The sequence below is a fragment of the Thauera sp. WH-2 genome, assembly GCF_048321015.1.
GTDB lineage: Bacteria > Pseudomonadota > Gammaproteobacteria > Burkholderiales > Rhodocyclaceae > Thauera.
In genome coordinates, this window is record NZ_JBLWFG010000001.1 from 102082 (window position 1) to 123332 (window position 21251).

At 66.3% G+C, this 21251-nt stretch carries 21 protein-coding genes; 15 read left to right on the plus strand and 6 right to left on the minus strand.

The genetic code is table 11. From position 1 onward, the window contains the following. Positions 1 to 60 precede the first annotated feature (60 nt). The 3 genes from ispD to thpR are packed head-to-tail and all read left to right on the plus strand — an operon-like array spanning position 61 to position 1920. Positions 61 to 771 (plus strand): 2-C-methyl-D-erythritol 4-phosphate cytidylyltransferase, encoded by a 711-nt coding sequence (gene ispD / locus ACNKW1_RS00545; protein WP_418362663.1) that lies wholly within the window; start codon positions 61 to 63, stop codon positions 769 to 771. Next, positions 768 to 1262: a 2-C-methyl-D-erythritol 2,4-cyclodiphosphate synthase gene (gene ispF / locus ACNKW1_RS00550; RefSeq protein WP_418362664.1), complete on the plus strand. Its 495-nt coding sequence runs from the start codon at positions 768 to 770 to the stop codon at positions 1260 to 1262. Before ispD ends, ispF begins: the two co-directional genes overlap by 4 nt. Then, positions 1255 to 1920, plus strand: coding sequence for an RNA 2',3'-cyclic phosphodiesterase (gene thpR / locus ACNKW1_RS00555; RefSeq protein ID WP_418362665.1), 666 nt, complete (start codon positions 1255 to 1257; stop codon positions 1918 to 1920). The genes ispF and thpR overlap by 8 nt, the downstream gene beginning before the upstream one ends. Before the next feature lie 196 nt (positions 1921 to 2116). Here thpR and ACNKW1_RS00560 read toward each other — a convergent pair whose 3' ends face one another. The 3 genes from ACNKW1_RS00560 to ACNKW1_RS00570 all read right to left on the minus strand — a co-directional run bounded on the left by ACNKW1_RS00560 (position 2117) and on the right by ACNKW1_RS00570 (position 3959). Further along, positions 2117 to 2554, minus strand: a complete 438-nt coding sequence (locus ACNKW1_RS00560; RefSeq protein ID WP_418362666.1) for a host attachment protein — start codon at positions 2552 to 2554, stop codon at positions 2117 to 2119. A gap of 161 nt (positions 2555 to 2715) precedes the next feature. Next, positions 2716 to 3189 carry a flavodoxin family protein gene (locus ACNKW1_RS00565; protein ID WP_418362667.1) on the minus strand — a complete coding sequence of 158 codons (474 nt, stop codon included), beginning with the start codon at positions 3187 to 3189 and terminating at the stop codon, positions 2716 to 2718. After that, positions 3186 to 3959, minus strand: coding sequence for a zinc-dependent peptidase (locus ACNKW1_RS00570; RefSeq protein WP_418363340.1), 774 nt, complete (start codon positions 3957 to 3959; stop codon positions 3186 to 3188). Before ACNKW1_RS00570 ends, ACNKW1_RS00565 begins: the two co-directional genes overlap by 4 nt. A 106-nt stretch (positions 3960 to 4065) precedes the next feature. On the opposite strand from ACNKW1_RS00570, the gene ACNKW1_RS00575 reads away from it, so the two are divergent. Continuing rightward, positions 4066 to 6270 (plus strand): RelA/SpoT family protein, encoded by a 2205-nt coding sequence (locus ACNKW1_RS00575; RefSeq protein WP_418362668.1) that lies wholly within the window; start codon positions 4066 to 4068, stop codon positions 6268 to 6270. A 54-nt stretch (positions 6271 to 6324) separates the two neighbouring features. Here ACNKW1_RS00575 and ppk1 read toward each other — a convergent pair whose 3' ends face one another. After that, positions 6325 to 8409: a polyphosphate kinase 1 gene (ppk1, locus tag ACNKW1_RS00580; RefSeq protein WP_418362669.1), complete on the minus strand. Its 2085-nt coding sequence runs from the start codon at positions 8407 to 8409 to the stop codon at positions 6325 to 6327. 187 nt (positions 8410 to 8596) lie between these two features. Here ppk1 and ppx point away from each other — a divergent pair, with 187 nt between their 5' ends. From ppx to ACNKW1_RS00615, 7 genes are all read left to right on the plus strand, one after another. After that, the gene (ppx, locus tag ACNKW1_RS00585; protein ID WP_418362670.1) at positions 8597 to 10102 is read left to right on the plus strand and encodes an exopolyphosphatase; all 1506 of its coding nucleotides are present in this window, start codon (positions 8597 to 8599) and stop codon (positions 10100 to 10102) included. An 18-nt stretch (positions 10103 to 10120) separates the two neighbouring features. Then, positions 10121 to 11221 (plus strand): MlaE family ABC transporter permease, encoded by a 1101-nt coding sequence (locus ACNKW1_RS00590; protein ID WP_418362671.1) that lies wholly within the window; start codon positions 10121 to 10123, stop codon positions 11219 to 11221. Positions 11222 to 11229: 8 nt separating this feature from the next. Then, complete coding sequence (locus ACNKW1_RS00595; protein WP_418362672.1) at positions 11230 to 12006, plus strand: ABC transporter ATP-binding protein; 777 nt, start codon at positions 11230 to 11232, stop codon at positions 12004 to 12006. A 1-nt stretch (position 12007) separates the two neighbouring features. Continuing rightward, positions 12008 to 12946, plus strand: a complete 939-nt coding sequence (locus ACNKW1_RS00600) for an MlaD family protein (RefSeq protein ID WP_418362673.1) — start codon at positions 12008 to 12010, stop codon at positions 12944 to 12946. A gap of 52 nt (positions 12947 to 12998) precedes the next feature. Then, entirely contained in the window at positions 12999 to 13634 is a 636-nt protein-coding gene (locus ACNKW1_RS00605) for an ABC-type transport auxiliary lipoprotein family protein (RefSeq protein ID WP_418362674.1), read from the plus strand. Positions 13635 to 13698: 64 nt separating this feature from the next. After that, positions 13699 to 14499: an enoyl-CoA hydratase gene (locus ACNKW1_RS00610; protein ID WP_418362675.1), complete on the plus strand. Its 801-nt coding sequence runs from the start codon at positions 13699 to 13701 to the stop codon at positions 14497 to 14499. A gap of 47 nt (positions 14500 to 14546) precedes the next feature. Beyond that, positions 14547 to 15317 carry a TatD family hydrolase gene (locus ACNKW1_RS00615; RefSeq protein WP_418362676.1) on the plus strand — a complete coding sequence of 257 codons (771 nt, stop codon included), beginning with the start codon at positions 14547 to 14549 and terminating at the stop codon, positions 15315 to 15317. Between the two features lies 1 nt (position 15318). On the opposite strand, the gene ACNKW1_RS00620 is transcribed toward ACNKW1_RS00615, so the two are convergent. Beyond that, positions 15319 to 15915 carry a TetR/AcrR family transcriptional regulator gene (locus ACNKW1_RS00620; RefSeq protein ID WP_418362677.1) on the minus strand — a complete coding sequence of 199 codons (597 nt, stop codon included), beginning with the start codon at positions 15913 to 15915 and terminating at the stop codon, positions 15319 to 15321. A 169-nt stretch (positions 15916 to 16084) separates the two neighbouring features. Here ACNKW1_RS00620 and ACNKW1_RS00625 point away from each other — a divergent pair, with 169 nt between their 5' ends. Genes ACNKW1_RS00625 through ACNKW1_RS00640 form a run of 4 tightly spaced genes read left to right on the plus strand, consistent with a single transcriptional unit; the run spans position 16085 to position 20287 of the window. Next, complete coding sequence (locus ACNKW1_RS00625; RefSeq protein WP_418362678.1) at positions 16085 to 16834, plus strand: electron transfer flavoprotein subunit beta/FixA family protein; 750 nt, start codon at positions 16085 to 16087, stop codon at positions 16832 to 16834. A 4-nt stretch (positions 16835 to 16838) separates the two neighbouring features. Further along, complete coding sequence (locus tag ACNKW1_RS00630) at positions 16839 to 17768, plus strand: electron transfer flavoprotein subunit alpha/FixB family protein (protein ID WP_418362679.1); 930 nt, start codon at positions 16839 to 16841, stop codon at positions 17766 to 17768. A gap of 22 nt (positions 17769 to 17790) precedes the next feature. Beyond that, the gene (locus tag ACNKW1_RS00635) at positions 17791 to 18456 is read left to right on the plus strand and encodes an energy-coupling factor ABC transporter permease (RefSeq protein ID WP_418362680.1); all 666 of its coding nucleotides are present in this window, start codon (positions 17791 to 17793) and stop codon (positions 18454 to 18456) included. A gap of 34 nt (positions 18457 to 18490) precedes the next feature. Beyond that, positions 18491 to 20287, plus strand: coding sequence for an acyl-CoA dehydrogenase (locus ACNKW1_RS00640; RefSeq protein ID WP_418362681.1), 1797 nt, complete (start codon positions 18491 to 18493; stop codon positions 20285 to 20287). Between the two features lie 174 nt (positions 20288 to 20461). Here the strand turns inward: ACNKW1_RS00640 and ACNKW1_RS00645 are convergent, their stop codons facing one another. After that, complete coding sequence (locus tag ACNKW1_RS00645) at positions 20462 to 21244, minus strand: peptidylprolyl isomerase (RefSeq protein ID WP_418362682.1); 783 nt, start codon at positions 21242 to 21244, stop codon at positions 20462 to 20464. Positions 21245 to 21251 lie beyond the last annotated feature (7 nt).

The window sequence follows — 21251 nt, forward strand, 5'->3', positions numbered from 1 at the left end:
TCGTGCCCATTATAGGCGCGCCGCGCGCGATCGCTCGCGTGCGCGGCTAGAATGCGCGCCATGCAGAATCATCGCCCCCGCCACTACGCCATTGTGCCTGCCGCCGGTAACGGTTCGCGCATGGGCTCGCCGCAGCCGAAGCAGTATCTCGAACTGCTCGGCCGCCCGCTCATCCATCACACCCTTTCGGTGCTGTGCGAGGCGCCGGAGATCGACGTGGTCTACGTCGTGCTCTCGGTCGATGACGCGCAATGGGCCCACTACGACTGGTCGGCGCTCGGATCCAAGCTCAGGCCGTTGTTCTGCGGCGGCGCCACGCGTGCCGACAGCGTGCTGGGCGGCTTGCGCGCGATTGCCGCCGAGGCCGCGCCGGGTGACTGGGTGCTGGTCCATGATGCGGCGCGCCCCTGCCTGGCCGCCTGGCACGTGGACAAGCTGATACGAGAACTCGCGCACGAGGAGGTCGGCGGGCTGCTCGCCGTGCCGGTGGCCGATACGCTCAAGCGCGCCGATGCGCATCGGCACGTGCTCGAGACCGTGGCGCGCGACAGCCTGTGGCAGGCGCAGACGCCGCAGATGTTCCGCTATGTGATGCTGCGTCGGGCGCTGGAGGCGCACAAGGACGTGACCGACGAGGCGAGCGCGATCGAAGCTGCCGGCCTGCGCCCGCGACTCGTCCAGGGCGATGCGACCAACCTGAAGGTGACTTATCCCCTCGACCTGCATCTGGCCGAGTGGATTCTCCAGAACCGAAGAGGTGATACCCCATGAATGTTCCATTCCGGGTCGGACAAGGTTTCGACGTGCATGCCTTGGTGCCGGGGCGCGCGCTGATCGTCGGCGGGGTGACCATCCCCTTCGAGCGTGGCCTGCTGGGCCACTCGGATGCGGACGTGCTGCTGCATGCGCTGACCGATGCCATTCTCGGCGCGGCCGGGCTGGGCGACATCGGGCGCCTGTTTCCGGACACCGATCCCGCGCATGCGGGTGCGGACAGCCGGGTGCTGCTGCGTGAGGCGTTTGCGCGCGTGCGCGATGCAGGCTGGAAGGTGGTCAACGTGGACGCCACGCTGATCTGCAAGGCCCCGCGCATCCTCCCCCATGCACCGGCCATGGTCGCGAACATCGCGGCCGACCTCGCCATGGATGCCGCAGCGATCAACATCAAGGGCAAGACCACCGAGAAGCTCGGTTTTACCGGGCGGGGCGAAGGCATCGCAGCCCAGGTGGTCGCCTTGCTTGCCCGCACGCAGGATGCCTGAGGGCGGCGCCGGCAAGGCGTCCCGGACCAGACGGGAGGCCGCGCCGGCAGCGCAGGCATCCGAGCGGGAGCGGCCGGGCGTCCGCCGTGTTTCCGTATGCCTGCGGCTTTTTCTCGCGCTGTGGCCCGCCGCCGCCACCGCCGCTGCGCTCTACGCACGCGGACGCGGCCTGCAGGAGGACTGCGGCGGACGGCTGATGCGCCGCGACACCCTGCATCTGACCCTGGCCTTCCTGGGCGACGTACCCGCGGATTCGGTCATGCGCATCGAGGCGGCGGTCTCGGGCGTGCGGGGAGAGTGCTTTGCGATCGAACTCGATTGCGTCGGAAGCTGGCACGGACATCGCGTACTGTGGACCGGCACGTCCCGCACACCCGCGGCGCTTGCGAAGCTGGCAGACGATCTCGCTGGCCGCCTGCGCGCCGCCGGCTTTTCCCTCGAGGCGCGCGGGTTCACGCCTCATGTGACGCTGGTCCGCAATGCCCGTCGCGCTCCGGTGACCGAAGTGGTGGCGGGCTTGCGCTGGCCGGTCGACAGTTTCGTGCTGGTGTCCTCCGAGCGGCTGCCCAGCGGGGCGCACTACCGCGTCCTGCAGCGCTGGCCGCTTTCCTCCTCCAGCGGCGGGGAGGCTTCGTCGGAGCAAGGTGTAAACGGGTGACGGGGCGCCCAGCGCCCCGTCCGGATCGGCCCGATCGGCCGGTGTCTCACGAGTGGAGACATGATCACCCTTCAGGTGTTGTTCACTTCAGTGAAGATTCAGCCTCTGCGCTACCTTCAAACACGTCCTCCTTTGCACCGGCCCGTGGCCTGCAGCATGTGGTCCATGAAGTTCGAAGCGTTCGCGAGTCCCTCCCTCACAGAAAAATGGTGGAACCAAGGTGCTTCCCGAGTTCTCCTTCGGGCGTCTTGGTGTAGTCCTTTTCGAAACGGTCGGTGACCATCTGCGCGGTCGGGCCGTCGAGGACGGCGTTGAGCAGCCCCATGAATGCGGGCGGTGCGATCAGGATGGCACGCTTGAATGCATTGGCGGTACGGCCGTCGTAGAGCGTTTGGGCAATCTCCTGTGCAAAGACCTTGGCCTCGTGCTGCTTGGGTAGCGTCTGCGGCTGCATCGAGCCGCCGCCTCCGTTACCGGCCATCGCGCCTGCGCGGTCCGAGACGAGATCGCCGTTTTTCTGCCTGCTTTCCGGGTGGATCAGTTCCTTCACCAGCTGCAACCCCTTGTTGGGGCCATGATTCGCATAGAGCTTCGCCAGGCTGGCGTTGGCAACCAGAATCCAGGTGATGGCCATAAGACCTCCTTCGTTGCTGAAAGACCGTTGCATTCGACCTCGGGTGCCGCCCGGGGACGAATACGGTTCAAGCTTAGGCCAGCGATGTCCGGTGTGCAAAGGCGAATTGTGACGAACCGGTGACGACGGTCGTCCGAGGTGTGCGCCGCGGGGGCTGGCCCTCAGAACACACCCATCGCCAGTCCTGCCGCCATCGCCTCGCCGAGCGCCTCGGCCTGCAGCAGATCCCCGGTGCTGACGCCCTTGCGCACGATCAGCGGCTCGGCGACCGTCTTCCAGCCATACCCCCGGGCGATCCGGTCGATCTCGCGCACGGCGCCGGTGCCGTCGTTGCCTGCGCTGACGAAAACCGCGTAAGGCAAGCCGGTGAGGCGGCCTTCGCAGGGGTAGTAGGTGCGGTCGAAGAAATCCTTGAGCGCGCCCGACATGTAGCCGAAGTTCTCCGGGGTTCCCAGGAGCAGGCCGTCGCACGCCAGCAGGTCGTCGGTGCCGGTGTCGAAGGCGCGCTTGAGCTGCGATTCACATTCCTCGACCCGTTGCGCACCACGCAGCACGGCCTCGGCGAGCCGACCAGTGTTGCCTGACTGAGTGTGATGGACGATCAGCAGGCGTTTGCGTGTAGGTTGGAAGCTCATGGGCGCGCGTGGTCCAAGGTGCGTGCTGCGGGATCGAGGCCGTACAAGAGCGCGAGCTGTGAATGGACCTGTGGGAAGCGGTCGCGGAGTACTTCCGGTGCTTCGAAGAAGACTTCGGACGCAACCGCGAAGAACTCGCCAGGGTCTTCCGCAGCATAGGGGTCGATGGCCGTGTCGACACCGCGTTCGACCTCGGCGCAGAACGCCTCGTAGGCGCTGGCGAAGGCGCTTGCCCAAGCCTTGCGGGCCATGCCGGGGCGCAGTCGGGGCAGGCCGTCGACGCCGCCGTTCTCCATGTCGAGCTTGTGCGCGAATTCGTGGATCACGACGTTCACGCCCTCCGGCCCGTCGTCCTCTTCGAACCAGGACAGCAGGACCGGGCCGCCCTCCCAGGCCTCCCCGAGCACCTCGTCGTCGTACTCGTGCAGTATGCCGGCTTCGTCCACCTCCTGGCGGGGGATCACGAAGTCGCCGGGATAGATGATCACGCCCACCCAGCCGTCGTAGGCCTGCAGTCCGATGTTGAGCACTGGCAGGCAGGCTTGCAGGGCAATCGACAGCAGCATGTCGTCTTTCAGCGCCAGACCTTGGGCGCCGTGAAACTCCTTGCGCTGGAGAAACTCGAGCGCCATCGTGCGCAAGCGTTCCCGCTCGTCCGCTGTCAGGCGGGCGAGGAAGGGCAGGCGGGCCTCGACCCGCGCCCATTGGTCGGAGCAGACCTCGGGCGGGGCAGGCCGCAAACCGAGCAGGGAGCGGAGCATCTTCAGCATCATGCGGGCGGGCCGTCGGCAGGCACGAATCCGGGAAAGGTTCCGAGTGGCTGACCGGTATGCTACCGCAGCGCTTCCGGATGCCCAATGTGGGATAATCGGCGCCATGGTTTCCGTGACGCATGCCATCGCCCAGGGCGATACCGCACCGCCCATTGACAAGCTCGCCGACGGCCTCGCGCCGATCGAGCGTGACCGCCTTGAATCCGCATTGGAGTGGATTGCCGAACTGTACGAGGGCAAGGTCCTCGGTACCGGCGAATCGACCTGGACGCATGCGATCGGGGCAGCCCTGATCGCCGCGTCGCTGCGCCTCGATGCGGAGACGCGGCTGGCGGCGCTGCTGTTTGCGGCGTGGGATGAGCTCGATGAGCCCGCCGAGGAGATCGGCGCGCGCTTCGGCAGTGCGGTTGCCGATCTGGTGCGTGGCCTGCACCGGCTGAACGGCTTGCGGGTGCTGACCCGGCTCACGACCAATGCCACCGCACCCGAGATCCGCGCACAGACCGAAGTGCTGCGCAAGATGCTGCTGGCGATGGTCGAGGATATCCGCGTGGTGCTGGTTCGCCTGGCCTCGCGCACGCAGACGCTGCGCTTCCACACCGATCTGCCAGGGGACGCCCGGGTCGAGATTGCGCGTGAAAGCCTCGACATCTATGCGCCGCTCGCCAACCGGCTCGGGGTGTGGCAGCTCAAGTGGGAGCTCGAGGATCTGTCCTTCCGCTTCATCGAGCCAGAGACCTACAAGCGCATCGCGAAGATGCTCGACGAGCGCCGCATCGAACGCGAGCAGTTCATCCAGGATGCGATCGAGCGCCTGCGCAGCGAGCTCGCCGGCGTCGGCATCCAGGCCGAGATCACCGGGCGCGCCAAACACATCTACAGCATCTACAACAAGATGCGGAAGAAGCGGCTCGATTTCTCGCAGGTGTTCGACATCCGCGCGCTGCGGGTGCTGGTGGATGACATCAAGGACTGCTACACGGTGCTGGGCATCGTGCATCAGATCTGGCAGCCGATCGCCAAGGAATTCGACGACTACATCACCAAGCCCAAGGGCAACAACTACCAGTCGCTGCATACCGCGGTGCTGGCGGGCGACGGTCGGGCGCTCGAGGTGCAGATCCGTACCTATGACATGCACCGTCATGCAGAGCTCGGTGTGGCCGCGCACTGGCGCTACAAGGAAGGTGCGAAGGAGGGGGGTGACTACGACGAGAAGATCGCCCTGCTGCGCAACCTGCTTTCGTGGCGCGACGAGGTCACGGACTCCGCGCACTGGATGGAGCAGTTCAAGCGTGCCTCGCTGGACGACACGCTGTACGTGCTGACCCCGCAGGGCAAGGTGATCGACATGCCGCGCGGCGCGACCCCGGTCGATTTCGCCTACCGGCTGCACACCGACCTCGGTCATCACTGTCGTGGCGCCAGGGTCGATGGCCACCTGGTGCCGCTGAACACGCAGCTCGAGAGCGGACAGACGGTCGAGATCGTCGCCGCCAAGGAAGGCGGCCCGTCGCGCGACTGGCTCGATGTGCGCCAGGCCTATGTCGCCACCTCGCGTGCGCGCAACAAGATCAAGCAGTATTTTGCCCAGCTCGACGAGGAAGAGCTGCTGTCGCGCGGGCGCAGCTTCGTGACCCGCGAGATGCAGCGCGACGGCCACGGACAGGCCAACATCGACGGCCTGGCCGAGCGCCTGGGCTTCAAGAACGCAGAGGCGCTGTATCTGGCCGCCGGACGTGGAGAGGTGGGCCCGAGGGCGGTGCAGACCGCGCTGCGCGAGGGCAGCGCACCCGAAACTCCGGCCGGGAACGAGCCGGAGTTCGTCGTCAGCCGCAGCCGTTCCGGCGACAACCAGGACAAGATCCTGATCGTGGGCGTGGGCAAGCTGATGACTTCGCTCTCGCGCTGCTGCAAGCCCGCGCCGCCGGATGCAATCGAAGGCTTCGTCACGCGCGGGCGTGGCATCTCCATCCACCGTGTGGATTGCGCCGACTTCCAGACACTCGCCCGCCAGCACCCGGAACGGGTGATTCCGGCCGAGTGGGGCGAGAAGGCGAACGACACCCGGACTGCGCTGTACCAGGTCGACATCAACGTGCAGGCGGGGGACCGTCAGGGCCTGCTGCGCGACATCTCCGAGGTGCTGTCGCGCGAGAAGCTGAACGTGATCGCCGTCAACACCCTGACCAAGAAGGGCACGGCCTACATGCGCTTCACCATGGAAGTGGGGGGCATCAAGCAGGCGCAGCGGGCGATCACGCTGATCCGCGAAGTGCCGGGGGTGATCGACGCGCAGCGCAAATGAGCCGCGCGCCCACCGGACTCGCTGTTGCGGCGGGCCCGGCCTGCGGTGCCGCGCTCAGCTGCTGGCGGCGAGTTCGTTGAGCAGGATCAGCTGCGCGGAGCGGCGCACGGTGCGCGCGTGCTTGCGCCGGTACTTGCCGTCCGGCAGCATCTCCCAGGCTTGGCAGTTGTCGCCGAGGTAGGGGCGCAGGCCTTCCTTCATCACGCGACGCTTCAGGCGCGGATCGAGCACCGGGAAGGCGATCTCGATGCGGCGGAAGAAGTTGCGGTCCATCCAGTCGGCGCTCGACAGATACATCAGATCCTTGCCGTCGGCATGGAAGTGGAAGATGCGGTGGTGTTCGAGGAAGCGGCCGACCACCGAGCGCACGCGAATGTTCTCCGACAGGCCCGGCACGCCTGGACGCAGCGCGCAAGGCCCGCGGATGATCAGGTCGATTTCCACGCCTGCCTGTGAGGCCTCGTACAGCGCTTCGATGGTTTCCGGCTCGAGCAGCGCGTTCATCTTGGCGATGACGCGCCCGCGCCGCCCCTCGCGCGCGATCTCCGCCTCGCGGCGGATCGCCTCCACCACCCTGGGCTGGAGCGCGAACGGCGCCTGCCAGAGGTGACGGAGTTCGCTCGCCCTGCCCAGTCCGGTGAGCTGCTTGAACACCGTCGCCACCTCGTCGCCGATTTCGGCGTTGCAGGTCATCAGGCCGAAGTCGGTGTAGAAGCGGGTCGTGCGCGGGTGGTAGTTGCCCGTGCCCATGTGCACATAGCGCCGCAGCCCGTCTTCCTCGCGGCGCACGACCATGAGCAGCTTGGCGTGGGTCTTGTAACCGAAGACGCCGTACACCACGTGCGCGCCGACCTCCTCGAGCCGGTTGGCGAGCGTGATGTTCGCCTCCTCGTCGAAGCGCGCCATGAGCTCAAGCACGACGGTGACTTCCTTGCCCTTCTGTGCGGCGCGCGCGAGGTGCTCCATCAGCACCGAGTCGGTGCCGGTGCGATACACCGTCATCTTGATCGCGAGCACCTGTGGGTCGTCTGCGGCGGTGCGCAGCAGGTCGATGACCGGTGCGAAGCTCTGGAAGGGGTGATGAAGCAGGATGTCGCCACTGCGGATGGCGGTGAAGATGTTGCGCCGCTTGTCGAGCGTCTTGGGCAGGCCCGGCACGAAGGGCGTGTATTTGAGGACGGGGCGATCCACCCAGTCCGGTACCTGGATCAGGCGCACGAGGTTCACAATGCCCGGGGTGCGGTACAGGTCGTCGGGGGTCAGATGGAAGTGCTGCAGCAGGAAGCTCGCCATCTCGTCGGAGCAGTTGTCGGCGACCTCGAGCCGCACCGCATCACCGAAGTGGCGCTGCTGCAGTTCGCCCTTGAGCGATGCGCGTAGATCCTTGACCTCCTCCTCGTCCACGAAAAGGTCCGAGTTGCGGGTGACGCGGAACTGGTAGCAGCCGAGCACGCGCATGCCGGTGAAGAGCTCGCTGACGTGAGCATGCAGCACGGACGACAGGAAGACGAAGCAGTATTCCTGCTCGCAGAGTTCGCGGGGCAGGCGGATGACACGGGGCAGGGCGCGTGGTGCCTGCACGATCGCGGCGCCGGAGTCGCGCCCGAAGGCGTCGCGCCCCTCCAGTTCTACGGCGAAGTTCAGGCTCTTGTTGAGCACGCGCGGGAAGGGGTGGGCGGGGTCCAGTCCGATCGGCGTGAGCACCGGCATCACCTCGCGCATGAAGTAATCGCGGATCCACGCGCGCTGTGCCTCCGACCACAGGCTGCGGCGGAGGAATACGACACCTTCCTGCTCCAGTGCGGGAAGGATGTCGTCGTTCAGCATCTCGTACTGGTCGGAGATGATCTCATGCACCTCATCGGAAACGCGGGCGAGCAACTCGTTTGGGGTGATGCCGTCTTCGCCCGATTTCCGGCTGCCGACGCGGATCTGCTCTTTGATGCCCGAGACGCGGATCTCGAAGAATTCGTCGAGGTTGCTCGAAACGATGCAGACGAAACGCAGGCGCTCGAGTAGCGGCACGTCGGGGTCGGCAGCCTGCGCCAGAACCCGGCGCTGGAACTGCAGCAGCGACAGTTCGCGGTTGAGGAAGTGTTCGGCGGGGTGGGTAAGCGGCGTGTTTCGGGCGATGTACATGGCGTTTTCCGGGGCGGTGCGTGCTTCGGGATTATGTGACACTTTCGTTGCATCTTCATGACGATGATTTCCGCTCCAGGCGAGATCGGGCGCGGCTTCGAAGAAGTTTTGCACGCAACGATCCAGCGGCCCGCGGTGATAGAATCCGGGCCTCGCGTCCCTGGGGACGCCTGCAGACGGGATAACGATGCGAGATCTGATTGCAGCGATCGATTTGGGTTCGAACAGCTTCCGCCTGCAGGTGGGGCGTATCGTCAACGACCAGATCTATCCGCTCGACGGGCTGAAGGAGGCCGTTCGCCTCGCCGCCGGTCTATCGCCCGACAAGAAGCTCGACCTTGCCTCGCAGCAGCGCGGCGTGCTTGCCCTGCAGCGCTTCCACGAGCGCCTGCGCGATTTCCCCCCCGGGCGCGTGCGTGCGGTGGCAACCAATACCCTGCGGGTGGCGAAGAACGCACCCGAGTTCCTGATCCGCGCCGAGGCGGCGCTCGGCTTCCCGATCGAGGTCATCGCCGGGCGCGAGGAGGCGCGGCTGATCTATGTCGGCGTTGCGCACACGCTGCCCGATCCGCACAAGCAGCAGCTGGTGGTCGACATCGGCGGCGGCTCGACCGAGTTCATCGTCGGCAAGAGCTTCGAGCCGCTGCTGCTGGAGTCGCGCTACATGGGCTGCGTCGGCTTCAGCCTCAGGTTTTTCCCCGATGGGCGCATCGACAAGCGCGGAATGAAGGAGGCGGAACTTGCGGCGCGGCGTGAACTGCAGACGATCTCTGCCGCCTATCGCGAAGCGGGCTGGGAGGAGGCCGTCGGTTCGAGCGGCACCGCCAAGGCGCTGGCCGAGATTCTGGAGCAGAACGGTTTGTCGTCCGGCGGGATCACGCGCGAGGGCCTCGAGAAGCTCAAGGCCTTGCTGTTGCGCGCGGGCAGCATCGACGCGCTCGATCTGGCCGGGCTCAAGGGCGACCGGTTGCCGGTGATCCTCGGCGGCTTCGCCATCATGAGCGCGGTGTTCAAGGAGTTCGCGCTCGAGCAGATGGTGTTCTCCGAAGGTGCCTTGCGCCTCGGCGTGCTTTACGACCTGCTCGGACGTTACCACCACCATGACCTTCGCGACGCGACGATCAGTGCCTTCGTGCGCCGCTATGGCGTCGATGTGCGGCAGGCGCAGCAGGTTGCAGACACCGCTTGTCATCTGCTTGCGCAGCTCGAGCCCGGAATGAGCGACCCGGAAGGGGACGACCAACGCTTCCTGCGCTGGGCGGCGATGGTGCACGAGATCGGCATTTCGGTTGCGCACTCCAGCTATCACAAGCACAGCGCCTACATCGTCGGCAATGCCGACATGCCGGGCTTCTCGCGCATGGACCAGGCGCGCCTGGCCCGGCTCGTGCTGGCGCATCGGGGCAAGCTGGAGCGCGTGGCCTCGGCGATCGATCCGGGCAGTGTGGACTGGCTGTTGATCGCCTGTCTGCGCCTCGCGGTGGTGATCCACCGGGCGCGCGACGCACGGGGCTTGCCGCCAGTGACCTTCTTGCGCGAGGGCAGGGGGTTCAGCCTGACCGCCGCGCCAGGCTGGCTGCAGAAACTTCCCCTGACCGCGGTGGCGCTGGAAGAGGAGCGCCGCCAGTGGCAGGGCGTAGGGCGCTCGCTCTACATCCGCGCACTGAGCCTGCGCACCCCGGTCGCCCCCTGAACGGCCGCGGGCACGCGCATGAACCGGGTGCTCGTGGTCGATGAGACGGGTGCCCGCCTTCGGGGCGACTGGACCCTGCGCGGCCTTGCGCCACATCTGCCTGCGCTGCGCCAGCGCCTGGCCTCCGTTCCTCGAGGCACGGCCTGGTCCTTGCTGGAGCTTGCACGCCTGGACAGCTTCGGTGCCACGCTGATCTGGCAGGCTTGGGGGCGCGCCTGGCCTGCGCGCCTGCAGGCGAGCGAGGCTCAGCGTACGATCATCGCTCGCATCGCCCAGGCGGATGCACACCCTCTACCCGTGGCGAGGCGAGGCGGTCCCGTAGAGGCGATACGCCTGCTCGGGGAGACGCTGATCGCATTCCTCGCGCACCTGCGTGCATTCCTAGCACTGCTCGGGACGCTGTTTCTCGATTTGCTGCATCTGCTGCAACACCCACGCCAGTGGCCGCTGCTGGAGATCTCGGCGACGGTGCACAAGGTCGGCGTGAAAGCGATGCCGGTGTCCGCGCTGGTGGGCTTCCTGATCGGGGTAGTGCTGTCCTACCTGTCCTCGCTGCAACTCAGGACCTTCGGTGCAGATGCCTTCATCGTGGATATCCTCGGGATGGGTATCATCCGTGAGCTTGGACCGGTGCTGGTGTCCGTGCTCGTGGCCGGGCGCTCCGGCTCCGCGATGACGGCCCAACTCGGTGTGATGCGGGTGACGGAGGAGATCGACGCGCTTGCCGCGATGGGCGTGTCGCGCTCGCTGCGGTTGGTGCTGCCAAAGGTGCTCGGGCTCACCCTCGCCATGCCGCTGCTGGTGTTGTGGACCTCGGCCATGGCCTTGCTGGGCGGCTGGGTGTCCGCATGGGTTGAGCTTGACCTCAGTTTCCAGTATTTCGTCACCGCGCTGCCCGATGCGGTGCCGGTGGCGAACCTGTACATCGGGTTGGCGAAGGGCGCGGTGTTCGGGCTGCTGATCGCGCTCATCGCCTGCCACTTCGGCCTGCGCGTGCAGCCCAACACCGAAAGCCTGTCTTCGCACACCACGGCCTCGGTGGTGTCGGCGATCACGGTGGTGATCCTGGTCGATGCCGTGTTCGCGATCGCCACCCGGTCGATCGGCCTTCCGGTATGAGGGCGGCAATGAGCGAGCGGGTCGTATCCCTGCGCGGCATCCTTACCCGCTTCGGGCGCAACGTGGTGCACGAGGCCCTGGACCTCGACATCCGACGTGGCGAGATCGTTGCGCTGGTCGGCGGGTCGGGTAGCGGCAAGACCACGCTGCTGCGCCACATCATCGGGCTCACCCGGCCCCAATCGGGCGAGGTCGAACTGTTCGGCGAACCCCTGCACGCGGGCAGCGAGGCCGAACGCCTGGCACGGCGCCAGCGCTTCGGTGTGCTCTTTCAGCAGGGGGCGCTGTTCTCGGCCTTCACGGTGTTCGAGAACATTGCCTTTCCCCTGCGTGAACTTGGTATGGTCAGTGAGGCCGAAATCCGCGATCTGGTCGCGCTCAAGCTTGCGATGGTGGAGATGGAGCCCGAGCACGCCCTGCTGATGCCAGCCGAACTCTCCGGCGGCATGGTCAAGCGGACCGCGCTGGCACGGGCGCTGGCGCTGGAGCCGGAGCTGCTGTTGCTCGACGAACCCACGGCCGGGCTCGATCCCGATCGCAGTGTGGCCTTCGTGCGCCTGATCCGCTCGCTGCATGCGGAGCTGGGGCTGACCGTGGTGCTGGTCACGCACGACCTCGACACCCTGGCCGCCATGGCGACCCGGGTCGCCGTGCTGGCCGAGCGCCGCATCGTGAGCTTTGCCACGCTGGAAGAGACGTTGAAGGTGGATCATCCTTTCGTGCAGCGCTTCTTCCTGGGCGAGAATGGACGCCGGGCGCTGGAGCGCGTCAGGGGAGTGCATTGAGATGGAAAACCGGGCATACGCCTTCGCTGCCGGTCTGTTTGCCCTCGTGCTGGGGGCAGGGGTGGTGTTCGCGGTGTGGTGGTTCTCCCAGGAACGGGAGGCGACGCGGGAGTTCGTGCTCGTGGCGCGAGGGGACATCAACGGGCTGGCCGAGCAGTCGCGGGTGCGCTTTCGCGGTCTTGCGGTCGGCAATGTGCGCGCCATCCACATCGACCCGGAGGATCCAGGCAATCTGATCATCCGTGTGCGCGTGCGCGCAGACGTCCCCGTCACCCGCGGCACCACGGCCTCGCTCGGCACCATGGGGGTGACCGGCCTGGCCTTCGTCCAGCTCGATGATCGGGGGGACGATCCGCGGCCGCTCGCTGAAGGAGAGGGTGCGGATGCCCGCATTACCCTGCGCCCCGGTCTGGTCGACGTGCTCGGGGTGCGCGCGATCGCCGCCCTGGAGCAGATGCAGACGCTGGGCGAACGCATCAATGCGCTGCTGGACGACGAGAACAGCGCGCGCCTGCGCAATACCTTGGCGAGGCTCGAATCGGCTGCAGTTGGCCTCGATCGTAGTGTCGGCGAACTGCCGGAGACGCTCGCCTCCCTGCGGCGCGTGCTGAGCGAGGACAACGTCGCCCGGCTCTCATCGCTGCTGTTGCGGGCGGATGCTGCGGCCGCAGAGGTGAGTCCGGCGCTGGCCGACCTGCGCCGCCTGATGCAGCGCCTCGAGGTGGTTTCCTCCAGTCTGGACGAGGCCGCCACCTCGACTGCGCAGGGGCTGGCGGGTGAGACGCTGCCGCAGTTGAACACCTTGCTCCGTGAGCTCGTGGGCACTGCGCATCGGCTCGGGCGTTTTGCCGAGGAGATCGAAACCTCCCCGCAGATCCTGCTCACTGGCCGTGCTGCGGCCTTGCCGGGGCCGGGCGAGCCGGGGTTCGAAGGACGGTGATGATGTCAGTCTGCGTGCCTTCGTGTCCCGACCGAATTGCTATCAGGAACGCATGATGAATCTTCCCGCTCCGCTGGCTCGCACCCTGCTGGTCGCGCTCTTCGCCTGGCTGCTCGGTGCCTGTTCCGCAATCGTGCCCAAGCCGGCAGTCATGGCGCAGTACGATCTCGGACCTTTCGCCCCGCGCGGTCTGGATGAGGCGTTTGCGCCCGTCCGGATCGAGGTGACGGCGGCGCCCTGGCTTGCGTCGTCTGCCATGCAGTACCGGCTCGATGCCTCCGATCCGGCCCAACGGCGGGTTTATGTGCATAGCCGCTGGGTGTCTTCGCCGCCGGCGATGCTGCGCCAGGCCCTTGCCCGCAGCCTGGGTTCGCTCGAGGGCAACGGCGGGTGCCGCCTGCGCATCGAACTCGATGAGTTCATTCAGCGCTTTGACGGTGCAGGCATGAGCCGGGTGGAGGTTCTTGTGCGGGCCAGTCTGCTGCCCGCGCGTGGAGATCGCGTCCTTGCTGCGCGTGCCTTCGAGCTTGCGGCGCCCGCACCGAGCGCCGATGCAGCGGGGGGGGTGCTGGCCCATCGCGAGGCGGTGGGCGGGCTCGTCCAGAGGCTTGGGGAGTGGATGCAGATCCTTGGCCGCGACATGACAGGCGAGACAGGATGCGAGGGGCTGGTGCAACGGGGCAATTGACGTTAACGTTAACTTCCATCGGAGCGAAGGCTCCGGGACCGACACCTTACGGAGGAGACCCGTCATGACTGCACACGAAGAGCGTCCGAACGAACCCATCCTGCTGCGCCGCGACGAAGGCGGCATCGCCACGCTCACTCTGAACCGGCCGCAGCAGTTCAACTCGCTGTCGATGGCGATGCTCGAAGCGCTGATTGGCGCCATCGACGACATCGCGCGGGACGAGAGCGTGCGTGCGGTCGTGATCGCGGGCGAGGGCAAGGCCTTCTGCGCGGGCCACGACCTCAAGGAAATGCGCTCGAACCACGCGCTCGCCTTCCACCAGCAACTCTTCCGCCTGTGCGGCAAGTTCATGATGAAGCTGACCGAGATGCCGCAGCCGGTGATCGCCCGGGTGCACAGCATCGCCACCGCGGCTGGCTGCCAGCTGGTGTCGATGTGCGATCTGGCGGTGGCGTCCGAGAATGCGCGCTTCGCGGTGTCCGGGATCAACGTGGGCCTGTTCTGCGCTACGCCCAGCGTTGGCCTGTCGCGCAACGTCGGGCGCAAGGAGGCCTTCGAGATGCTCGTCACCGGCGACTTCATCGATGCTCGCGAGGCGCAGCGCCGTGGGCTGGTGAACCGTGTGGTGCCGCCCGATGAGCTCGATGCCGAGGTCGAGCGGCTGTGCGCATCCATCCTCGCCAAGTCGCCGCTGGCGATCCGCATGGGCAAGCAGATGTTCTACAAGCAGCTCGAGATGGGACTCGATGCAGCCTATCAGCTCGCCTCCGAGACCATGGCGTGCAACATGATGTGCGAGGATGCGGGCGAGGGGATCGACGCCTTCGTGGCGAAGCGCAAACCCGAATTCCGCGGGCGCTGAAGGCGCAGCGTCGCGCAAGGGCCAGCCCGCTCCGGAGGGGGCAGTCGATGCTGATCGATTCGCACATCCACCTCGATGCTGCCGAGTTCGACCCGGACCGCACCGTGCTCATCGAGCGTGCGCGTGCGGTCGGGGTGCGCGGCTTCGTGGTGCCCGGCGTGGCGCGGGAAGGTTTCGCCGGGCTGCTGTCCCTGGCCGCCGCCCGCCGGGATGTGTGTGTCGCGCTCGGGATCCATCCTCTGTATGTGATGCGGGCCGCGATGGAAGACCTCGAGATCCTCGACGCCCACCTGGCCGCGGGCGAGGCGCATGCGGTGGGGGAGATCGGTCTCGATCACTTCGTCGCCGATGTCGACCCGGTGCGCCAGCTGGAATTCTTTCGTGCGCAGCTGCGTCTTGCACGCAGGCACGGACTGCCGGTGATCCTGCATGTGCGGCGGGCGGTGGACCCGATTCTGCGCGAGCTGCGCCGTGCGGGCATCTGCGGCGGCATCGCGCACGCCTTCAACGGCAGCCGGCAGCAGGCGGAGATCTTCATTTCGCTGGGCTTCAAGCTCGGTTTCGGCGGGGCGATGAGCTATGAGGGCTCCAGCCGGATTCGCACGCTGGCGCGCACGCTGCCCTTGTCCTCGATCGTGCTCGAGACCGATGCGCCCGATATTCCGCCAGCGTGGGCGCCTGGCCAGCGCAATCTGCCGGAAAACCTTGCCCGCTATGCACAGGTGCTCGCCGGACTGCGGGACATCACGGAGGAGGAGGTAGTCGAGACCACCGGGCGCAACGTGCAGGAGACGCTGGGTGGCTGGCGCCCGCGCTGAGTCAACCTGTCTGGCGACAGGCGCTGGAGCGTGCGATGAGGTCGGCGATGTCGCGCTTGAGCCGCCCGACGTCGCTGTCGAACTTGTCGTAGATCATCAGCGAAACGCCGAACACATAGGCGTAGAGCAGCATGCAGCGGCTGGAGGCTTCTTCCATCGGCACCCCGCAGGCTAGGAAGAGGTCGCGCGCGCAGCGCAGGCGCACGTCGTCCACCTCGGCCACGATCGCCCCGGCTTCGGCGTCCCTGCGCGCCCAGTCACGGACAGCGAGTTCGATCATCATGCCGCGCCGGCTGCGGCTGGCGCTATACACGTCGATCACGTGGTAGATCTGCTCCAGCTCGCGACCAGGCTGCGCCCGTGTCTGCTTGATGATGTCGCGGATGCGCCCGTCCTTCCAGTGCGTGAGTACGGCCATCAGCAGGTCGCGGCGGTCGGTGAAGTGCCAGTAGAAGCTGCCTTTGGTGACCTTCAGCCGTTTTGCCAGCACCTCCACGCGCAGGCCGGCGATGCCTTCCTCGGCGAGCACTTCGGTCGCGCCCGCGATCCACGCGTCGCGGTCGAGCTGGGTACGGGGTTTCTTGGCGCTTGTTTCCATACGCCGTAGTATTGACGATTCCGGGGCCATACGCTACCGTATGCGCGATACTTTTCCGTATGGCGATGTTGCCCTGCAGCAGTGCCATCGGTGGAGCGCGGTGACATAATCGATTCGTCCGGTCTGCAGAGCCGGTGTCCAGTCAGAAATCAGAGAGGAGTGCGGCAGAGTGAAAGTTCTCGTACCCGTCAAGCGTGTCGTGGATTACAACGTCAAGGTGCGCGTCAAGGCCGATGGCAGTGGCGTGGATCTGGCCAATGTGAAGATGAGCATGAACCCCTTCGACGAAATTGCCGTCGAGGAGGCCGTGCGCCTGAAGGAGGCCGGTGTCGCCAGCGAGGTCGTGGCGGTCAGCTGCGGCGTGGGCGCCTGCCAGGAGACGCTGCGCGCGGCGATGGCCATCGGTGCCGATCGCGGCATCCTGGTCGAGACCGACGTCGAGTTGCAGCCGCTGGCTGTCGCCAAGCTGTTGAAGGCGGTGTGCGACAAGGAGCAGCCGAGCCTGGTCGTGTGCGGCAAGCAGGCCATCGACGACGATGCCAATCAGACCGGTCAGATGCTGGCGGCGCTCGCGGGCTGGCCGCAGGCCACCTTTGCTTCGAAGGTCGCGATCGCCGACGGCAAGGCCTCGGTGACGCGCGAGATCGACGGTGGCCTGGAGACCTTGTCGGTCAAGCTGCCGGCGGTGGTGACCACCGATCTGCGTCTGAACGAGCCGCGTTACGCCACGCTGCCCAACATCATGAAGGCGAAGAAGAAGCCGCTGGAGACCGTCAAGCCCGAGGATCTGGGCGTGGATGTGGCGCCCCGGCTGAGCACGCTGAAGGTGTCCGAGCCGCCCAAGCGCAGCGCGGGCGAACGCGTGGCGGACGTCGCGCAGCTGGTCGACAAACTCAAGAACGTTGCGAAGGTGATCTGAAATCATGACCATTCTCGTCATTGCCGAACACGACAACCAATCGATCAAGGCGGCCACCCTCAACACCGTGACCGCTGCCTCCCGGCTGGGGGGCGACCTTCACGTGCTGGTGGCCGGTGCGGGCTGCGGCGCGGCGGCCGAAGCCGCGGCCAAGATCGCCGGTGTGGCCAAGGTGCTGGTGTGCGATGCGCCGCAGTACGAAGCGCAGACGGCCGAGAACGTGGCCGAGCTGGTGAAGGGCCTCGCCGCTGGCTACAGCCATGTCCTCGCCCCGGCCACGCCGGCGGGCAAGAACATGCTGCCGCGCGTGGCTGCGCTGCTCGATGTGGCGCAGATCAGCGACATCGTCGCGGTGGAATCTGCCGATACCTTCGTGCGCCCGATCTACGCCGGCAACGCGCTGGCCACGGTCAAGAGCGCCGATGCGGTCAAGGTCATCACCGTGCGCACCACCGCCTTCGACGCGGCGGGCGACGGCAATGCCGCGCCGGTCGAGGCCGTCGCCGCTGCGGCGGACCTGGGCGTGACTGCGCTCGTGGGGCGCGAGATCGTCAAGAGCGCGCGCCCGGAGCTGGGTGCGGCCAAGGTCATCGTATCGGGTGGTCGCGGCCTGGGCAGCGGTGAGAACTACCACCAGCTGCTCGAGCCGCTGGCGGACAAGCTCGGCGCGGCACTGGGCGCGAGCCGCGCGGCGGTCGATGCGGGCTACTGCCCGAACGACTACCAGGTCGGGCAGACCGGCAAGATCGTGGCGCCCCAGCTCTACATCGCGGTGGGCATCTCGGGCGCGATCCAGCACCTGGCCGGCATGAAGGACTCCAAGGTGATCGTCGCGATCAACAAGGATCCGGACGCGCCGATCTTCCAGGTGGCCGATTATGGCCTGGTGGGCGACCTGTTCCAGGTGGTGCCGGAACTGACCGGCGCGCTCTGAGCGGGTCCGCAGGGCAATCAGCATGGACCTCCCGGCCTCCCTCTATCCGGCGGCGTGGCAGGGGGGGCTGCTGATTATCGCGATGCTCGGTCTGTACCTGACCGCGCGTCGTGCGCCATGGAGCAGGCTGGGCGAAGCCACGAAGCTGCATCTGGTGCTGGGCTTCGCGGTGGCGCTGACATTGGTGTGGAGTATGAAGGCAGGGGTTCAGCCGGGGCTGAACCTGCATCTGCTCGGCGCCATGGCGGCAACCCTGGTCCTGGGCGCGTGGCTTGCCGTCGTGAGCATGAGCCTGGCGCTGCTGGGGGTGCTCGCCAACGGTGGCATCGGGCTTGCGGACTGGCCCGTGAATTTCGTTCTGATGGCGCTGCTGCCCGTGCTCATCGCGAATGGGATCCGGTACCTGGCCGAACGGGTGTTGCCCGCGCATTTCTTCATCTTCGTGTTCGTGGTCGGCTTCGCCGGCGCTGCGTTGACGGTGATGCTGCAGGGTGGGATCGCTGCGGCCTCGCTCGCCCTTGCAGGCGCGTACCCGGCGGGATTCCTGCTCGAAGAGTACCTGCCCTTCTTCCTGCTGCTCGGGTTTTCCGAGGGCTGGATCAGCGGCGCGGTGATCACGCTGATGGTGGTGTATCGGCCGGAGTGGGTCGCTGCGTTCGACGATCGACGCTATCTGCTCAACAAGTAAGGCTTTCTAAACAATTTCGGAGCGCCAAAAAATCATGAGTCAATATAACGCCCCCATCCGCGACATGCAGTTCGTCATGCAAGAGCTTGCCGGACTGGACGAAGTGGTGAAGCTGCCGGGTAACGAGGAAGTCTCGGCAGATCTGGTCGATGCGATCCTCGAAGAGGCCGACAAGTTCGCCAGCGGCGTGCTGGCGCCCCTGAACTGGACGGGTGACCAGGAAGGCGCGAAGTGGAACGACGGCGAAGTGGCCACTGCACCGGGCTGGAAGGACGCCTACAAGCAGTTTGCCGAATCCGGCTGGACTGCGCTTGCCTGCGAGCCCGAGTACGGCGGTCAGGGCCTGCCGAAGTTGCTCGCCACGGCGGTCATGGAGATGTGGAAGTCGGCCAACATGGCCTTCTCGCTGTGCCCGATGCTTACCAACGGTGCGATCGAAGCACTGATGCTGCGCGGCAATGTCGAGCAGAAGAACATGTACCTGCCGAAGATGATCTCGGGTGAGTGGACCGGCACGATGAACCTGACCGAGCCCAACGCAGGCTCGGATCTCGCTGCGGTACGCACCCGCGCCGAGCCGCAGGGGGATGGCACCTACAAGATCTTCGGGCAGAAGATCTTCATCACCTACGGCGAGCACGACCTCACCGACAACATCATTCACCTCGTGCTGGCGCGGTTGCCGGACGCCCCCGAGGGCGTCAAGGGCATCTCGCTGTTCGTGGTGCCCAAGTTCATGGTGAACGCCGATGGGCTCCCGGGCGCCCGTAACGACGTGCACTGCGTGTCGATCGAGCACAAGCTCGGCATTCACGCCAGCCCGACCGCGGTGCTCGCGTTCGGTGACAACGGTGGCGCGATCGGCACCCTGGTGGGTGAGCCGAACCGCGGCCTCGAGTACATGTTCATCATGATGAACGAAGCCCGCTTCGCGGTCGGCATGGAAGGTCTTGCACTCTCCGAGCGCGCCTACCAGCATGCGCTGCAGTACGCAAAGGAGCGCATCCAGGGAACCGAGGCCGGCGTGCGCGGTGGCCCCAAGGTCAGCATCCTCCACCACGCTGACGTCCGCCGCCTGCTCATGAACATGAAGAGCCGGACCGAGGCCATGCGTGCGCTCGCGTACGTGGTCGGCGCCGCAACCGATAAGGCACACAGCCACCCGGACGAAGCGGTGCGTGTCCAGAGCCAGGCTTTCGTTGATCTGATGATTCCGGTGGTGAAGGGCTGGTGCACCGAAAATTCGATCGACGTCACTTCGGACGGCGTGCAGGTTCATGGCGGGATGGGCTTCATCGAGGAAACCGGAGCGGCCCAGTTTTTCCGCGACTCCCGCATCACCACCATCTACGAAGGCACGACCGCGATCCAGGCCAATGACCTGATCGGACGAAAGATCGCTCGCGAGAACGGCGCCACCGTCGGAGCCGTGGTGCAGATGATGCGCGCCGTGGAAGCCGAACTCGAGGGCGTTCAGGATGCGTCCTTCGCCGCCATCGCGCGCTCGCTCAAGACGGGCATCTCCGCGGTAGAAGAGGCGGTGGCCTACATCCTTGCAACCTACGCCAAGGACATCAAGGCCGCTTCGGTCGGCTCGGTGCCGTTCCTGAAGCTGCTCGGTATCGTCACCGGCGGCTGGCAGATGGCCCGCGCTGCGCTGGTCGCCAAGCGCAAGCTCGAAGCGGGTGAGGGCGATGCGGGCTTCTACACGGCCAAGATCGTCACCGCACGCTTCTATGCGGATCATGTGCTGTCGCAGGCTTCGGGCCTGGCCTACACGGTGGTGAATGGTGCTGCAGGCGCGCTCGAGTTGAGCGAAGAACAGTTCTGATCCGCAGGGCCCCGGTCCTACCGGGGCCTTCGGTCGGATCGCTACCTGCAGAAGGGGCAAAAGGAAACGCCCGTCCGGCATGTACCGGGCGGGCGTTTCCTTTCCTGACCTTAGGGGCAGGTTTCGCCGCCCCCCAGCGTCATCTGCCAGCCCCGAAAGGGGCTGCCAGCGTACTTACTCGACCTTCGCCTTCTCGCGCAGTTCGAGAACGTGGCGCTCGACTTTCTGCTGTTGCAGGCGCTGCTCGAGTTGGGCCTTCACTTCCTCGAAGGGAGGCGCCTGTACGTCGCGGACATCGTCGAGCTGAATCACGTGGTAGCCGAAGTCGCTCTTGACCGGAGTGCTGGTGTACTTGCCCTTCTCCAGCTTGACCATGGCTTCGGAGAACGGCTGCACGTACATGCCGGGGTTGCTCCAGCCCAGGTCGCCGCCGCGCTCACGCGAACCGGGGTCGCGCGAATCCTTGGCGACTTCCTCAAACGGCGTGCCGTTCTGCAGGCGGGCGATGATGGCCTTGGCTTCGTTCTCGGTTTCGACCAGGACGTGGCGCGGCTTATATTCCTTGTCGCCCATGCGGCCCTTGATCGCCTCGTATTCCTTCTTCAGGTCGGCTTCGCTGACCGGGTTGGTGCGCACGTATTCCTGCAGGTATGCGCGGATCAGGATGGCCTGGCGTGCCAACTCCATCTGCGCATTCACGTCTGCCTTCTTGTCCAGACCCTTTTTGCCCGCTTCCTGGCTCAGTACCTCGCGGCGGATGAGTTCCTCGCGCACCGCATTGCGGAGCTGCTCTCCCTCGGGAGCACCCTGGGCACGCTGTTCGGCGAGCATGGCCTCAGCGCGGGCAGCGGGGATCGTGGCCCCGTTCACCTTGGCGACAGAGTCGGCAGCGACGGCGGGAAGGGCGAGGAAGCCGGCGAGCAGGGTGATGGCGAGACGGCTCGGAAAATGTTTCATGGAGATT

What these genes read in the sequence shown, in the direction of transcription:
- ispD (WP_418362663.1), top strand. Translation starts at nt 61, where the DNA reads ATGCAGAATCATCGCCCCCGCCACTACGCCATTGTGCCTGCCGCCGGT.
- ispF (WP_418362664.1), top strand. Translation starts at nt 768, where the DNA reads ATGAATGTTCCATTCCGGGTCGGACAAGGTTTCGACGTGCATGCCTTG.
- thpR (WP_418362665.1), top strand. Translation starts at nt 1,255, where the DNA reads ATGCCTGAGGGCGGCGCCGGCAAGGCGTCCCGGACCAGACGGGAGGCC.
- ACNKW1_RS00560 (WP_418362666.1), bottom strand. Translation starts at nt 2,554, where the DNA reads ATGGCCATCACCTGGATTCTGGTTGCCAACGCCAGCCTGGCGAAGCTC.
- ACNKW1_RS00565 (WP_418362667.1), bottom strand. Translation starts at nt 3,189, where the DNA reads ATGAGCTTCCAACCTACACGCAAACGCCTGCTGATCGTCCATCACACT.
- ACNKW1_RS00570 (WP_418363340.1), bottom strand. Translation starts at nt 3,959, where the DNA reads ATGCTGAAGATGCTCCGCTCCCTGCTCGGTTTGCGGCCTGCCCCGCCC.
- ACNKW1_RS00575 (WP_418362668.1), top strand. Translation starts at nt 4,066, where the DNA reads ATGGTTTCCGTGACGCATGCCATCGCCCAGGGCGATACCGCACCGCCC.
- ppk1 (WP_418362669.1), bottom strand. Translation starts at nt 8,409, where the DNA reads ATGTACATCGCCCGAAACACGCCGCTTACCCACCCCGCCGAACACTTC.
- ppx (WP_418362670.1), top strand. Translation starts at nt 8,597, where the DNA reads ATGCGAGATCTGATTGCAGCGATCGATTTGGGTTCGAACAGCTTCCGC.
- ACNKW1_RS00590 (WP_418362671.1), top strand. Translation starts at nt 10,121, where the DNA reads ATGAACCGGGTGCTCGTGGTCGATGAGACGGGTGCCCGCCTTCGGGGC.
- ACNKW1_RS00595 (WP_418362672.1), top strand. Translation starts at nt 11,230, where the DNA reads ATGAGCGAGCGGGTCGTATCCCTGCGCGGCATCCTTACCCGCTTCGGG.
- ACNKW1_RS00600 (WP_418362673.1), top strand. Translation starts at nt 12,008, where the DNA reads ATGGAAAACCGGGCATACGCCTTCGCTGCCGGTCTGTTTGCCCTCGTG.
- ACNKW1_RS00605 (WP_418362674.1), top strand. Translation starts at nt 12,999, where the DNA reads ATGATGAATCTTCCCGCTCCGCTGGCTCGCACCCTGCTGGTCGCGCTC.
- ACNKW1_RS00610 (WP_418362675.1), top strand. Translation starts at nt 13,699, where the DNA reads ATGACTGCACACGAAGAGCGTCCGAACGAACCCATCCTGCTGCGCCGC.
- ACNKW1_RS00615 (WP_418362676.1), top strand. Translation starts at nt 14,547, where the DNA reads ATGCTGATCGATTCGCACATCCACCTCGATGCTGCCGAGTTCGACCCG.
- ACNKW1_RS00620 (WP_418362677.1), bottom strand. Translation starts at nt 15,915, where the DNA reads ATGGAAACAAGCGCCAAGAAACCCCGTACCCAGCTCGACCGCGACGCG.
- ACNKW1_RS00630 (WP_418362679.1), top strand. Translation starts at nt 16,839, where the DNA reads ATGACCATTCTCGTCATTGCCGAACACGACAACCAATCGATCAAGGCG.
- ACNKW1_RS00635 (WP_418362680.1), top strand. Translation starts at nt 17,791, where the DNA reads ATGGACCTCCCGGCCTCCCTCTATCCGGCGGCGTGGCAGGGGGGGCTG.
- ACNKW1_RS00640 (WP_418362681.1), top strand. Translation starts at nt 18,491, where the DNA reads ATGAGTCAATATAACGCCCCCATCCGCGACATGCAGTTCGTCATGCAA.
- ACNKW1_RS00645 (WP_418362682.1), bottom strand. Translation starts at nt 21,244, where the DNA reads ATGAAACATTTTCCGAGCCGTCTCGCCATCACCCTGCTCGCCGGCTTC.